The organism is Pseudarthrobacter sp. Pseusp20, from assembly GCF_059492155.1.
This window is the reverse complement of record NZ_CP168521.1, coordinates 3,722,375-3,736,624: the sequence shown is the minus strand read 5'-3', so window position 1 is coordinate 3,736,624 and position 14,250 is coordinate 3,722,375. Positions and strand designations below refer to the sequence as shown.

Below are 14,250 nucleotides of genomic sequence, written 5' to 3'. Positions count from 1 at the left end.
GCGCAGCAGGACAGAATGCAGGTGCTGGTTGTTAGGGCAGGATGGATCCATGACCAAACCTTCGGTGGCACCGGGATCCAGGCGGACGTACGACGTCCTGGTAGAGGATATTGAGGCGGGGCTGCGCTCTGGCCGGTTCAAAATCGGGGATCAGCTGCCAGGTGAACGGATACTGGCGGAAACCTACGGCATTTCGCGCGCTTCAGTGCGCGAAGCCATGCGCCTGCTGGACGCCATGGGGGTCCTTCGAAGTTCCAACAGGTCCGGCCCCAAGTCTGGCTCGGTCATCGTTTCCGAGCCGTCAGCCGGCTTGTCCGCCACCCTACGCCTGCACATTGCCAGCAGCCGTCTTCCGGTTGAGGAGATCGTCGAAGCCCGGATTCTTCTGGAAACCTGGGCAGCCAGGACGGCGGCCCTGCACGACGACCCGGCCGGGATCCAGCGGGCCAGGGAACTGCTTGAGGCCATGGATGCCCCGGACATCGATCCGGAAACATTCCACGCCCTCGACGCGGAGTTCCACCTGGCCCTCAGTGCCATGGGCGGTAACACGGTTATCGAAACGATCATGGAGTCGCTCAGCGGCTCAATCCGTGGCTACCTCAAGGACGCCCTGGATGCCCTTGGGCAGTGGCCCATGGTGCTGGAGCAGCTGAGGGCCCACCACCACGGGATCTTCGATGCTGTGGAGGCAAAGGACGCCGAGCGCGCCGCGGAGCTGCTGCGGAGCCATATCGCATGGCTGTACGAACAGACAGCTGACAGGGTGCGCTGAGTTACTGCCGCACCGGCATGGACGGCAGGTCCGCTTCCGGGCCCGCCTCGCCGCCCATCGCGGCCACCAGGCGCTCGCGGGCGCGTCCCAGGTGCTGGTCCAGGAGCTGGGCGGCCTCTTCGCCTTGTCCGGCCTCGATCAGCTTCAGGAGCTTTTCGTGTTCAGCCTGGATCAAAGTGGTGTCCAGGAGGTGCAGCGACTGTACCCGGGACATGCACAGGCGTACTTCGGCCACGAGGGACGAGTACATCCTGCTGATCCGCTCGTTCCCCACGGCGTCGATCAGGCTGGTGTGGAACCGCATGTCCGGTTCCACCACGTCCAGCGGCGCTCCGGTGGCCAGCGCAGCGATATCCCGGTTGGCCTGTACCGCCCCGGCGGGCACTGTGCGTGCGGCGGCGAGCCGGCGAAGCACTTCGCTCTCCAGGTACGCCCGGGCCAGGTAGATATCCCGCACCGATTCCGGTCCCAGGTCCGCCACCCGGGCGGTCTTGTGCGTGCCGCGAACCAGCAGGCCCTCGGCCACCAGCTTCTCGATGGCTGCCTTCGCGGTGGGGCGAGCGACGTCGTAGGACGTAGCCACGTCCGTCTCCGTCAGCGCGTGGGCGGAGGGTAGCTCACCGGAGAAAATGCGGAGCCGCAGATCCGAAGCCACCGCTTCCACAATCGAGACAGCTGCAATACGGCCGGCCACAGATCTCCGTTCCAACAAATAAGTTTCGAGCAAACAAGGGGCGTCTCCATCCCATTTTGCCAGACAAGTATTCATCGCTCTTGACGGACATGTGTACTTGTTAGACAATCGATGAGTCGTCACGCCGATGTGGCGCCGCTCACCATCTGGAGTCCAATGTTTCAGCAGATCCTTGACCCCATCGCCGGGTCCCTCCTGCTTTCCGCCCTGTGCGCGGCCCTTCCCCTGGTCCTACTGTTCGTCCTGCTGGGCGTCTTCCGGGTCAAGGCCGCCAAAGCTGCCATCGCCAGCCTGGTCCTGTCCTTCGTCCTGGCCGTCGCAGGCTGGCAGATGCCCCTGGACCAGGCCCTCAGCGCCACCGCCGCGGGCATCTTCTACGGGCTGTTTCCCATCCTGTGGATCCTCGTCAATGCGCTCTGGATCTACAAGCTCACCGTGGCCACGCACTGGTTCGACGCCCTGGGCCGGACCATCCGCTCCATCTCCAACGACCTGCGGATCCTCTCGATCCTGATTGCGTTCTGCTTCGGTGCGCTCCTCGAATCGCTGGCAGGCTTCGGCGCGCCCGTCGCGATCTCCGCAGCCATGCTGATGGCCGCCGGCATGAAACCGCTCAAGTCCGCCGTCGTCTCGCTGTTGGCCAACACCGCCCCGGTGGCCTTTGGCGCCATGGCCGCGCCCATCATCGCCCTGAACGGCGTCACCGGCCTGTCGCTGCACGACCTCTCCTCGATGGCGGGCCGCCAAACCCCCTTCATCGCCCTCATCGTGCCGCTGCTCCTGGTCTTCATCGTGGACGGCAGGCGCGGCCTCAAGCAGACCTGGCCCGTTGCACTGGTGGCCGGCGCCGCGTTCGCCGCCGCGCAGTTCATCACCTCCAACTTCCTCGCCGTGGAACTGACGGACGTGGTGGCCGCGGTGGTCACGGTGGCGGCGGTCCTGCTGATGCTGAAGGCCTGGCAGCCGAAAGAGTCGGTGCGCGTGGAAGGATCGGTACAGGATGTGTCGGTTCCAGCCATGGCCGGCCGAGAGAGTGCGGTCGGCAACGGCACGCAGGTAAGAACGACGGCGGGTGCCCGGCAGGGGAGCGTTCCGGACCGTTCCGGAGTCCCCACGGACAATTCCCGCCCAGCGCCCCGTGAGGTGTGGCTCGCCGTCGCGCCCTACCTGATCATCATCGCCGTGTTTTCCATCGCCCAGATCCCGTTCATCAAAACCTGGCTGGGGCAGGTGGGCACCGTGACGTTCGCCTGGCCCGGCCTGCACATTGAGGACTCGGAGGGCAAAGCGGTAGCGGCCACCAAGTTCAAGCTGGACCACCTCAAATCCACCGGGACGCTGTTGTTGCTCTCCGGCCTGCTCACCATGGCGCTGTACAGAATCCCGGTTGGCAAAAGCCTGCGCGTCTATTGGGAAACCCTGAAGCAGTTGCGCTGGACCATCGTCACGGTCACCACCGTCCTGGCCCTGTCCTTCGTCATGAACCTGTCCGGGCAGACCACCACGCTGGGATTCGCCCTTGCCTCGGCCGGCGGCTTCTTCGCACTCCTTTCGCCGCTGATCGGCTGGATCGGCGTGGCCCTCACCGGCTCGGACACATCATCCAACTCCCTCTTTGGCCAGATGCAGGCCACCGCCGCCGGGCAGACCGGACTCTCCCCGGTACTGATGGCCGCCGCCAACTCCTCGGCCGGCGTCATGGGCAAGATGCTCTCCCTGCAGAACCTGGCCGTCGCCGCCGCCGCGGTGGGGCTGGAAGGCGCAGAGGGAATCCTGTTCCGCAAGCTGATCGGCTGGAGCCTGGGCCTGCTGGCCCTCATCACGGTACTGATCTTCCTGCAATCCACCCCCCTACTCGGCTGGATGGTTCCCTGATGCAGAAACTCGAATTTTTCCGGCAGGCCGTGGCCGATCCCGCACAGGTGAAGACCCGCGCCATCGACCTGCACGCCAACGCCCATGACGCCTCGCACTTCCTGCTCATCCCCCAGGCGGTGGCCGTGGCCAAGGACGCCGCGGAGGTGGGCGCGCTGCTCCGGGCCAGCGCGGCGCAGGGCGTTCCGCTCACCCTTCGCTCCGGCGGCACCAGCCTCAGCGGACAGGCCGTCACGGACGGCGTGCTGGTGGACGTGCGCCGCAACTTCCGGGATGTTGAAGTGCTCGACGGCGGTGCGCGGGTCCGCGTGCAGCCGGGAGTCACGGTGCGGGCCCTGAATGCGCGGCTGGCGCCCTACGGGCGCAAGTTCGGGCCGGACCCGGCCAGCGAGGCCGCGTGCACCATCGGCGGCGTGGTGGCGAACAACTCCTCGGGCATGAACTGCGGAACGGTGGACAATGCTTACCGCACGCTCGAGTCGCTCACCGTGGTGCTGCCGTCCGGGACGGTAATTGACACCGGGGCAATGGACGCGGACACCCGGCTGCGGACGCTGGAACCGGAACTGTATGACGGCCTGGTGCAGCTCGCGGCAAGGGTGCGGGGGAACAGCGATTCCGTGAACCGCATCAGGCAGCAGTTCAGCATGAAGAACACCATGGGCTACGGCCTGAACTCCCTGCTGGACTACACGCGCCCGGTGGAAATGCTGGCGCACCTGATCGTCGGCAGCGAAGGCACCCTGGGCTTCGTGGCAGAGGCGGTGTTCCGGACCATCCCGCGGCTTTCGCACTCCGCCACCGGCTTGCTTGTCTTCCCGGACCTGCAGGCCGCCAACGCGGCGTTGCCGGCGCTGGTGGACACCGGCGCCGCCACGGTGGAACTCCTGGACGCGCTCTCGCTCAAGGTGGGCCAGACGCTGAAGGGAACTCCCGCCGTCGTACGCGACCTTGCGGTGCGCGAACACGCGGCGCTGCTGGTGGAATACTCCGCCGGGCAGCCGGACCAGGTTGCGGCCCTGCGTGAGGTGGGCGAACGCGCCCTCGCCGGCCTCAAGCTGGCGGCCCCGGCGCAGTTCACTGCTGATGCGTCCGCCCGCGCCCAGCTGTGGCACCTGCGCAAGGGCCTGTACGCCTCCGTGGCGGGTGCCCGGCCGCAGGGGACCACGGCACTGCTGGAGGACATTGTGGTGCCGGTCCCGGTCCTGGGCCGCACGTGCCGTGAATTGATAAGGCTGTTCGACAAGTACCGGTACGAAAACAGTGTGATCTTTGGGCATGCGAAGGACGGCAACGTCCACTTCATGCTTACGGACGGCTTCGCCACGGCGGAGGAGCTGGACAGGTACAGTGCGTTCACCGAGGACATGGTGGACCTGGTCCTGGGGGAGGGCGGCTCGCTCAAGGCGGAGCACGGCACCGGCCGGGTGATGGCACCGTATGTGCGGCGGCAGTACGGGGACGAGCTGTACGGCGTAATGCGCCGGATCAAGGAGCTGTTCGATCCCGCCGGCATGCTCAATCCCGGCGTGCTCATGGACGATGATCCCAAGGCGCATCTGCGGCACATCAAGACGGCGCCGCCGGTGGCTGAGGAAGTGGACCGCTGCGTCTCCTGCGGGTACTGCGAGCCGGTGTGCCCCAGCAAGGACCTGACCCTGACGCCCCGCCAGCGCATCGTCACCCTGCGCGCCATCGAGGCCGCACGGCTCGCCGGCGACACGGCGTTGGTTGAAGAGCTGGAGCGGGACTACGACTACGAGTCCGTGCAGACCTGCGCCGTGGACGGCATGTGCCAGACGGCCTGCCCCGTGGACATCAACACCGGCTTGCTGGTCAAGCGGTTGCGCCGCGAGGACGCCGGTCCGGTGGCCAACGCGGCCTGGAACGCTGCGGCCAGGCACTGGGGCGGGGTCACGCGCGGGGCTTCGCTGGCCCTGACCGTGGTGGACAGGCTGCCGGCCCCGGCCGTCGTGGCGCCCAACAAGGCGGCGCGTGCGGTGCTGGGCACGGACACGGTGCCCCTGTACTCGCCCGAACTGCCCGGCGGCGGTTCCGCACGCAAGCGCCCGACGCCGGACCGGGCATCGGACGCCGTCTACTTCCCCGCCTGCGTGGGGACGATGTTCGGGCCGGCCGGTGCGGGTTCCCAACCCGGTGGTCCCGCTGGCGGACGGGGCGTCCAGTACAGCCTGGAGCAGCTGTGTGAACGGGCCGGGATCACGCTGCTGGTCCCGGAGGGCATCGATTCCCTCTGCTGCGGGACGCCGTGGTCTTCGAAGGGAATGGGGGCCGGCCAGGCGACCATGAAGGAGAAGACCCTGGCAGCGCTGCGGGAGGCAACCCGGGACGGCGAGCTGGCCATCATCTGTGATGCGTCGTCCTGCACCGAGGGCCTCCGGCAGGTGGTGGAAGCCGACGACCCACTGGTAGGTCAGCGGCCGTTGCGGATCGTGGATGCCGTGGACTTCGTCGCCGAGCGCATCCTGCCCAGGCTGCCGGAGCACGCAAAGCTCGAGTCCCTGGCCTTGCACCCCACCTGCTCTTCCACACGGATGGGGATCAACGGTGCCTTGGAATCGGTGGCCCAGGCCGTGGCGGAGAAGGTGGATGTGCCGGTGAACTGGGGCTGCTGCGCCTTCGCGGGGGACCGCGGAATGCTCCACCCCGAGCTCACGGCATCCGCCACCCGGAAGCAGGCTCTGGAAGTGGAGCAACTGGACGCGACGGCGCACGCCTCGTGCAACCGCACCTGCGAGCTGGGCATGACCCGCGCCACGGGCCAGGACTACCGGCACGTGCTGGAACTGCTGGAAGAGGTCACGCGATAGGGAACCGGTATCTTCCCGCCACGTGCTCTCCCGGACAGCAGCGGATAGCCCCGCTGCCGGCCGTCCCGTGGTGGTGGATGAGTCCAAGGAGACGTGACCATGGACGAGAACTACGCGCTGGAGCAGGATGAGCTGGACAGGGGCTACGTGCTGACCTGCCAGAGCCACCCCACCAGCAAGGAAGTCACGGTCGACTTCGACGTCTAAGTTGTTACTCACTAAAGGAGCCCCATGATTTCCCTTTCCATCAGCAACGGTGTTGCAGAAGTCGTCCTGGACGCACCCCACAAGCTGAACTCGCTGGATGAGCAGGCGCTGCGGGATTTAGCACAGGCGTACGACGACGCTGCTGCCGCCGCCTCGCGCGGTGAGGTGCGGGCGCTGCTGCTGAGGGGGGAGGGCCGCGCCTTCTGCGCGGGCCGGGACATTGCGGGGGTCACCCCGGAGAGCGACGACGCCGCCGCCTACCTGGGCGGGCTGGTGGAGCCGCTGCTGAAGAAGACGGCTTCCTTTCCGGCTCCTACGTTTGCTGCGGCGCAGGGGGCCTGCCTGGGCGTGGGGCTGGGGCTGCTGCTGGCCACGGACGTGGTGTACGTGGCGGAGAACGCCAAGTTCGGCTCGCCGTTCGCCAAGCTGGGGGCCACGCTGGACTCGGGCGGGCACTGGTACTTCACGGAGCGGATGGGCATGCACCGGACGCTGGACCTGATCTACACGGCGGACCTGATCTCCGGTGCGGAGGCGGTGGCGCAGGGGATGTTCAGCCGTGCCATGCCGGCCGCCGAGCTGCTGGACTCCACGCGGGCGATCGTTTCGCGCGTTGCTGCAGGTGCCACCGAGGCGTTCGTTGCGTCCAAGGAGCTGGTGGCGCACATCCGTGACCAGCGGCTGGGCCTGTGGCAGGCCATGCAGGAGGAAAACGAGGAGCAGGCACGCCTCTGCAAAACCGACGACTACGCGGAGGGTTTCCGGGCCTTCCAGGAGAAGCGCGAACCGAAATTCACCGGCGGTAAATTGCCTTTGTCTGCCGCTGATTTGTAAGGTTCAGCTATGACTAAGGGGAAAGCTATTACCAAAGCCGTCATTCCTGCTGCCGGATTGGGGACACGCTTCCTGCCCGCCACCAAGGCAATGCCGAAGGAAATGTTGCCGGTGGTTGATCGCCCGGCCATCCAGTATGTGGTGGAGGAAGCGATTGACGCAGGCCTCACGGACCTGCTGATGATCACGGGCCGCAACAAGCGGGCCCTGGAGGACCACTTTGACCGCGAGCCGGGCCTGGAGGCCGCGCTCGAAGCCAAGGGGGACAAGGACAAGCTGGGCCTGGTGGAGTACGCCTCCAACCTGGGCCCCATCCACTATGTCCGCCAGGGCGAGGCCAAGGGCCTGGGCCACGCGGTCCTGTGCGCCCAGCAGCACGTGGGTGACGAGCCGTTCGCCGTCCTGCTGGGTGACGACCTCATCGACGAGGCAGAGACCCTCCTGAGCACCATGATGGAGGTGCAGCAGAAGACCGGTGGTTCTGTGATCGCTTTGATCGAAGTTGATCCGTCGCAGATCAGTGCCTACGGCTGCGCAGACATCACTGCCGTGGATGGCGAGGACTACGTGCGCGTCAACAGCCTTGTGGAGAAGCCGGCCGTCGGCGAAGCTCCGTCCAACCTAGCCGTGATCGGACGCTACGTGCTGCACCACTCCGTGTTCGGGGTTCTTGAGAACACCGAGCCGGGCCGCGGCAACGAGATCCAGTTGACGGACGCCCTGCAGACCCTTGCCGCCGGCGAGGGCGAGGGCTCTGGCGTTTACGGCGTGGTCTTCAAGGGCCGCCGTTACGACACCGGCGACAAGCTCAGCTACCTTAAGGCCGTGATCACTCTCGCATCCGAGCGTGTGGAGTTCGGCGAGGACCTGAAGACCTGGATGAAGAACTTCGTCGGCTAGCCCCGACTCTCTATTGCTTCTTGGAGGCCCGTTGCCGGAAGGTGGCGGGCCTCCTGCGTGTTTGGGCCGCCAAGGCTGCCAGGAGGCCTCCCATGACAGCTCCTGACGTGTTTGTCACGATGTCTGACGGGCTTGCAAAGCGCTCGTGAAGAAACAAGAGCTGGCCCAGCTCGATGCAGCCGGAAACCAGCAATCCGAATGCCCCGATCTGCCACCAGCGTTTTTCTGGAAATGCGAGTGCACTCACAAAACCGACCGGTACAAATAGGACGACGTTGGCGGCGGCCTCCACAAATTTGTAATTGAACCAGCCAGGGATGCCGTGGCCGTGTAGGAAATGCAGGATCGCGGTGAGTTGTCCCGAGACAGGCTTATCCACCGGTGACGGCCAGAAAGCAACGAGCGCCAGCGGAATGAGCATAGCTGCCAGAACCTTGCGCCAGAAGCGATAGTTGTGAAGGAACGTCAAACGGACCTCAAGAGGCCCGTACTAGGGCGAACACCGCGGTTCCGAAGGCTGCTGTAGCTAGCAGCATAAGAAGCATGTAGTGCAGCGCCCTGGGCTGGGGGAGCGGGATGGAAAAGTCGTACTCTCGTGGTGCTCTGCGCCAATGTCTCCCCATAGATCAAATAGATACCACACAAAGCAAAAGGTGGGTGCTTCTCCGTTTCCGGAGAAGCACCCACCTTCGTTGGTGCTGGAAAAGCGTTGTTAGGCAGCAGCCTCTGCCTTGGCGCGGCGGCGGACCACCACTACCGAGGTTGCGCCGGCAGCAAGTGCACCTGCGCCAACCAGGGTCCAGAGAACAAGGCCGGAGTCGGCACCGGTGTTGGCAAGGCCGCCGGTGTTGGCCAGCGGAGCGCCGGCAGCGTTGCCGCCGGTGTTGGCCAGTGAAGCTGCCACGGTGACTGTGACGGGGCCGACGGTGACACCAGAGGTCTCGCCGGTAGCGGTGATGGAATAGGTGCCCGCCTCGCTGATGGCGATCGGCAGTGCGACTGCACCCTGAGCGTCAGCAACAGCAGACAGGTTCTGGGTTTCGGTGACAACGGCGATGCGGCCAGCTACCGCGCGGCTTCCGGCAATGTTGGCGCCATTGGAGGCAGGAGCCTGGCCGGGCGTGACGCGGATGATCAGCCGTTCACCGGCAAGGAAGCCCTGGCCGCGGAAGACGAAGGTTTCGCCCGGGCCAACAACGCCATCGGAAACAGCTGCCTGCGGCGGAAGAGCCGGGTATGTGGCGGCCATGGCAGGAGCCGAGCCGATAAGTGCGATGGAGCCTGCAAGCGCGAGTGCGGCGAGTGTTTTCTTCATTTTTGTCCCCCCGGAGACGTTTAAGTTTTTGATACCCGATTTTGGGGAGATGTCCCCTCCGCACGAGACCATGTGCAGAACTACGGATAGTTATCCCAGATAGAAGGTACCATCCCGGATCGGTTGTAACCAACCTCAATCCAGTCGGTTTACATAGTGTTAACGCGACCGTCACTGGCCTTGATCACAAGAGGCATTTTCCATCGGAAGGATAACGTCCTTTACATGCTGCACGGTTGGTGTGACAACCACGTTAGGTTCCGTGTGTTGAACAATTTTTCCGAAAGTGAACTCGACGGTCTTGCTTTCGCCAGGCGCAAGCTGTTGGGCAACAACGCCTACTGGCCTGTTCGCGTGCAAGTACGGCGCAAACGGGGTTTTCTGGCCGTCAACGGTGGCTGACTCCACGTTTGCTTGTGCGGGTCCGTAGGCGACGACATTTGTTTGGACTGTACCCGGTGTGATGCCAAAAGCACCTGCCCCTGTCACGTAGGCCGGAAGTGAAGTGGCAGCATCGGCAGGTGCTGTATTAGTGCTAGTAACACGTACGGTGGTTTCTTCGTACCCGTCTGCAGGGCACTCCTTGACCAGCTGGACTGTGCGCTTGACGTAGTAGTCCATCTTGGCGCCGGTCCCGTCGTTAAAGTAGACGCCAAACTGAGCAGGCGGCACACTGGGACCAGAGATGGAGCCGCTAAGTGCATATTTTGAAATCACGGACTGTTCGGACGCGTTGGAGGACCAAATGAGGACGCGCCCTTCTCCCGCGCCGCGTGTAATGCCGCTGATGAGTGCTTTGGCTTCGCCCTTGCCGCTGGAGAGCGCGGAGAAGACTTCCTTTGCGACACCAGCGAAATATGCGTCCTGTAGCTTAGGTTGCTTGATTTTCGCGTAGACGTCTGAGAGCAGAGTCTTTACGACGTTGTCACCCGTCAGCACCGTGGGCAAGCCTGATGCCTTGACCGACGCCAGTTCGGGGCCATCAACTGAAACTGGTCCCGTGGACTGAAGGATGTAGCTAAGGACAAGCGGGTCGATGGAAATGACTCCGTCCACACGTTGCCCAGTCTTTCTTTCCCACATTGTTTGGGCGCTACTCGCAGCAGTAGGAAAGTCGGGAGTGAGATTCACGTCTTGGAAGTACTTCCCTAGCCGCGTCGAGTAGATCTGCTGCTGTTGCGGATCCACAGATACCACGGGTGACATAATGCCGACGTCCCCTGCGCTGCCCTGAGTGCCGAGTGTGAGCTTCCCATGGTCGAATGTCAGTACCGCCAGCGCACCCGGTATTCCGCCCGAAGCCCGTGCCTCTGCGTTGTTTTGAATTATGAGCAGGTAATTTTTTGTGCCGTCAGCGCCAAGCATTGCAGGGGCTATGTTTGCTGCATCCGCGGCAGAACTCAGGGCTCCACTCGCAAGCTTCAGTTCCGCCGTGGCGTCCCCCAGCGGCTTGGCTATCTGGGGCAGAAGTTGGCCAGGGTCGATTTCTTCCAGCCTTTGCGACGAAGCGCGAACGGCGTAAGCCGACGAAGCCACGCTCGGGGCTGCGGACCGAAGCGGCTCAAGGTTCGAACCTGCATCGCTGGGAATAAGGGCATTCCAATTCAAGGATTCATAGACACGGACCAGCGGCGTCAGGCCGAGCGTAGCAACATCGTCGGCCGATCTGGCCACCTCGGAAATGGCGCTGAGGTTGGGTCCGACCCAGGGTAGTCCGGACGCGAGAGCCCATACGGGATCTCCCACATCCGTTCGTGCCTGGGAGGTGTGCCCGCGCATTTCCGCGACAGTATTTTCAGCCGAATTGGCATCCGACGCGACAATTTCCTGTTTGAGTTGCGGGATAAGCGCGGAGGCGGCCTCTAGGTTTGTCCTGATAGACGTCGCTTTGAGACCCAACCAGGCTGCGCAGCCAAACATAACGAGCACGAGGGCTACTAAAGGCAAACCGACTTTTACAAGAAGGCGGCGTTTAGGAAAACGGCTTCGGCGCTTGGCGCTCCGACCAGGTGGGGACGTAGGAGCTTCGCAATTGTCTTTGTTGCTCATGGTCATTGTCAGGGCCGGCCGAGGCCGCGAAAAGTCCAACCGGCAGCCCGCCATTTGTTGGAGTTCAGGGCATTCCGCCCATCCAGAATTCGAGTGGCCGAGACAAGCGCCGCAGCCTCGTAGGGGTCAAGGTCCCGGTATTCCTGCCACTCAGTCAGCAAAAGAATGGCATCGGCGCCGCGCAGCGCAACCTCCGTAGATTTTTCGTAGTGGAGTTCGGGGAATCGACGTGCCGCGTTTTTGAGTGCTTCTGGATCACTTACAGTCACTACTGCTCCTTGGAGTTGCAGCTGAGCGGCAATGCTAAGAGCTGGCGAGTCCCGTACATCGTCACTTTCCGGCTTGAATGCGGCTCCCAAAACGGTGATCCGCTGTCCAAGAAGGGATCCTCCGCACAGCTCACGAGTTAGCTCAACAACGCGGGTTCGGCGTCGCATGTTGATCGCATCCACCTCACGTAAAAACGTCAGGGCTTGGTCCGCGCCCAATTCACCAGCACGAGCCATAAAAGCTCGTATGTCTTTGGGAAGGCACCCGCCCCCGAATCCGATACCAGCGTTCAGAAATTTGCGGCCGATCCTATCGTCCATGCCGATGGCGTCTGCCAGAAGCGTGACATCCGCACCGGCAGCATCACAAAGCTCGGCCATTGCATTTATGAAAGAAATCTTTGTTGCCAAAAACGAGTTTGCGGCAGTCTTTACCAATTCTGCGGTAGGTAAGTCCGTGACCAGCCGCGGCGTTCCAGCTTCCAACGGACCAGCATAGACCCGGTCTAGTGTCCGGACGGCGTTGTGGTCCTCGCTTCCGTCGAGCACCCCATACACGAGTCGGTCGGGCGTCAGTGTGTCTGACACAGCGTGCCCTTCACGGAGGAACTCTGGATTCCAGGCCAGTTCGGCGGTCGACTGAGCCCCCTTAACGACCTCAGACAACCTGGCTGCGGTTCCAACAGGGACGGTCGACTTACCCACAACGAGATCTCCTGGTGAAAGATGTGGGAGCAAGGCGGTGGTGGCCGCATCAACATAGCTGAGGTCTGCTCCGTTTTCTCCCTTTTTCTGCGGAGTCCCTACGCAGACGAAGTGCACCTCACTGCCTTTAACGACTGACATGTCGGTCGTAAAAGCCAAACGACCCGTTTTTTGGACTTCTTGGAGCAGGTCCTCAAGTCCGGGCTCAAAAAATGGGGCACGGGCAGCAGATAAGTCCGCAATTTTGCGCTCATCAACGTCAACTCCTACAACGTCGTGACCGAGCTTTGCCATGCAGGCCGCGTGCACAGCGCCTAGATAACCGCATCCAATAACGGAAACGCGCATTATTTCCCCAATTCTAAAATTTGTGGCGTGTGCCGCCCGAATGTTAGCGACGGCTGCACTACACCGCACCCGTGCTTCTGAGAACTGCCTTGAATGTTTTGAAAAGAATGACTATGTCACCCATTAGAGACCAATTCTCAACGTAGTAGAGGTCCAAACGGATACTCTCTTCCCAAGTAAGATTTGATCGACCGCTGACTTGCCAGAGTCCGCTCATGCCAGGGCTGACATATAGTCGTCGGTGTGCTGCATCGTCATACAAAGCAACCTCACCGGCCCGTTGGGGGCGAGGGCCCACCAAGCTCATGCTGCCGCCTAAAACGTTTAGGAGCTGCGGCAGTTCATCAAGAGAAAATTTCCGTAATATGCGGCCGAGGGAGGTGACGCGAGGGTCATCGGCCACTTTGAAAAGAGGCTTATCGGCGGATCCCTGAGCCGACAGCAGAGTCTGCAACTCCGAGTCTGCGTTGACCTTCATGGACCTGAATTTCAGCATATCGAAAGTTGTCCCCCGCAATCCTACTCGTTCCTGTTTGTAGAAGACGGGACCAGGATCAGTAAGGCGAACGAGGACGGCGAGAAGAAGGAACACGGGAATGAGGGCAACAACGAGTAATCCGGCGACTAAGATATCGAATGTACGCTTTGCAACTTTCTTCCCACCAGTTAGCTTCGGAGTTGATACGTGGATCAACGGCAAGCCGGCAACAGGCTGAGTATGAATTCGTGGGCCAGCAACGTCGGTCAGGGCCGGCGCCAGAATCATGCCGATATCCCTGGCGGCCAACTCCCACCCGAGACGACGCAAGTCTTGAGGGTGCAGGTTTACTCCAGCCGAGACTGCGACGGCATCGACGTCCGCTTCGGTTATTGCACCCAGAATGCTGGAAAAATCCGATTGCACTCCCGTTATTGGAACGGCAAGTGCATGCTCATCGATAAACGATTGGTCCGCTCCGGGTAGATATACGGCCACAGGCCTGTACCCTGCGGCTGGGGCGCTTTCAAGGGACTGAACTAAATGCCTAGCCGAGTGCGGCCCCCCAATAATCAGGACGCGTGAGCTGCTCTTGCCCCGCTTGCGCTCCAGACTCAGGTGCTGTCGAACTAGCCATCGGGCCGCCAACAAACCAAAGGCACCAGCAGGAAATGCCAAACCAACGTAGCCGCGAGCTGTATCAATCCGCAAAGCATAAGACACGATTGCTACGAACCCGAATAGCCAGGCGGTACTTGCGATGACTCGCTTGTATTCCTCGGTGCCGCTCCCAAGTACCCGGGGCTCTCTAGATCCCCAAACTTCGAGCATTACCCACCACGCGAGGGCGAGCCCGCAGGACAGAAGGACGTAGTCAATGTCGCGAACATCGTGTGTTGACTGACTATCAAAAAACCCAAATCTGACACCAAATGCACCGGCGACAGCCCACACAACAACAAGCATGTCA

Annotated in this window: 11 protein-coding genes and 1 pseudogene; 6 read left to right on the top strand and 6 right to left on the bottom strand. The window is 62.6% G+C overall.

The window, feature by feature from the left end; translation table 11 throughout:
• Positions 1–49: 49 nt before the first annotated feature.
• Positions 50–775, top strand: coding sequence for a FadR/GntR family transcriptional regulator (locus ACEN9K_RS17330; protein ID WP_495634747.1), 726 nt, complete (start codon positions 50–52; stop codon positions 773–775).
• Between the two features lies 1 nt (position 776).
• Here ACEN9K_RS17330 and ACEN9K_RS17325 read toward each other — a convergent pair whose 3' ends face one another.
• Positions 777–1,469 carry a GntR family transcriptional regulator gene (locus tag ACEN9K_RS17325; RefSeq protein ID WP_018768753.1) on the bottom strand — a complete coding sequence of 231 codons (693 nt, stop codon included), beginning with the start codon at positions 1,467–1,469 and terminating at the stop codon, positions 777–779.
• 156 nt (positions 1,470–1,625) lie between these two features.
• Between ACEN9K_RS17325 and ACEN9K_RS17320 the strand changes: the two genes are divergently transcribed.
• The 5 genes and pseudogenes from ACEN9K_RS17320 to galU all read left to right on the top strand — a co-directional run bounded on the left by ACEN9K_RS17320 (position 1,626) and on the right by galU (position 8,116).
• Entirely contained in the window at positions 1,626–3,344 is a 1,719-nt protein-coding gene (locus tag ACEN9K_RS17320) for an L-lactate permease (protein WP_495634746.1), read from the top strand.
• The gene (locus ACEN9K_RS17315) at positions 3,344–6,175 is read left to right on the top strand and encodes an FAD-binding and (Fe-S)-binding domain-containing protein (protein WP_495634745.1); all 2,832 of its coding nucleotides are present in this window, start codon (positions 3,344–3,346) and stop codon (positions 6,173–6,175) included. Before ACEN9K_RS17320 ends, ACEN9K_RS17315 begins: the two co-directional genes overlap by 1 nt.
• 81 nt (positions 6,176–6,256) lie before the next feature.
• Positions 6,257–6,382: pseudogene (locus tag ACEN9K_RS17310) on the top strand (2Fe-2S iron-sulfur cluster-binding protein); the annotation flags it as partial.
• A 24-nt stretch (positions 6,383–6,406) separates the two neighbouring features.
• Complete coding sequence (locus ACEN9K_RS17305) at positions 6,407–7,216, top strand: enoyl-CoA hydratase/isomerase family protein (RefSeq protein ID WP_495634744.1); 810 nt, start codon at positions 6,407–6,409, stop codon at positions 7,214–7,216.
• A 9-nt stretch (positions 7,217–7,225) separates the two neighbouring features.
• Entirely contained in the window at positions 7,226–8,116 is an 891-nt protein-coding gene (gene galU / locus ACEN9K_RS17300) for a UTP--glucose-1-phosphate uridylyltransferase GalU (RefSeq protein WP_134164035.1), read from the top strand.
• Between the two features lie 10 nt (positions 8,117–8,126).
• Here galU and ACEN9K_RS17295 read toward each other — a convergent pair whose 3' ends face one another.
• The 5 genes from ACEN9K_RS17295 to ACEN9K_RS17275 form a co-directional block, all read right to left on the bottom strand.
• Complete coding sequence (locus ACEN9K_RS17295; RefSeq protein ID WP_495634743.1) at positions 8,127–8,537, bottom strand: VanZ family protein; 411 nt, start codon at positions 8,535–8,537, stop codon at positions 8,127–8,129.
• A gap of 291 nt (positions 8,538–8,828) precedes the next feature.
• Positions 8,829–9,431 (bottom strand): LPXTG cell wall anchor domain-containing protein, encoded by a 603-nt coding sequence (locus ACEN9K_RS17290; protein ID WP_495634742.1) that lies wholly within the window; start codon positions 9,429–9,431, stop codon positions 8,829–8,831.
• 171 nt (positions 9,432–9,602) lie between these two features.
• Positions 9,603–11,480 carry a DUF4012 domain-containing protein gene (locus ACEN9K_RS17285; protein WP_495634741.1) on the bottom strand — a complete coding sequence of 626 codons (1,878 nt, stop codon included), beginning with the start codon at positions 11,478–11,480 and terminating at the stop codon, positions 9,603–9,605.
• A gap of 8 nt (positions 11,481–11,488) precedes the next feature.
• Complete coding sequence (locus ACEN9K_RS17280; RefSeq protein WP_495634740.1) at positions 11,489–12,802, bottom strand: UDP-glucose dehydrogenase family protein; 1,314 nt, start codon at positions 12,800–12,802, stop codon at positions 11,489–11,491.
• A 58-nt stretch (positions 12,803–12,860) separates the two neighbouring features.
• Complete coding sequence (locus ACEN9K_RS17275) at positions 12,861–14,246, bottom strand: sugar transferase (protein WP_495634739.1); 1,386 nt, start codon at positions 14,244–14,246, stop codon at positions 12,861–12,863.
• Positions 14,247–14,250: the final 4 nt, after the last annotated feature.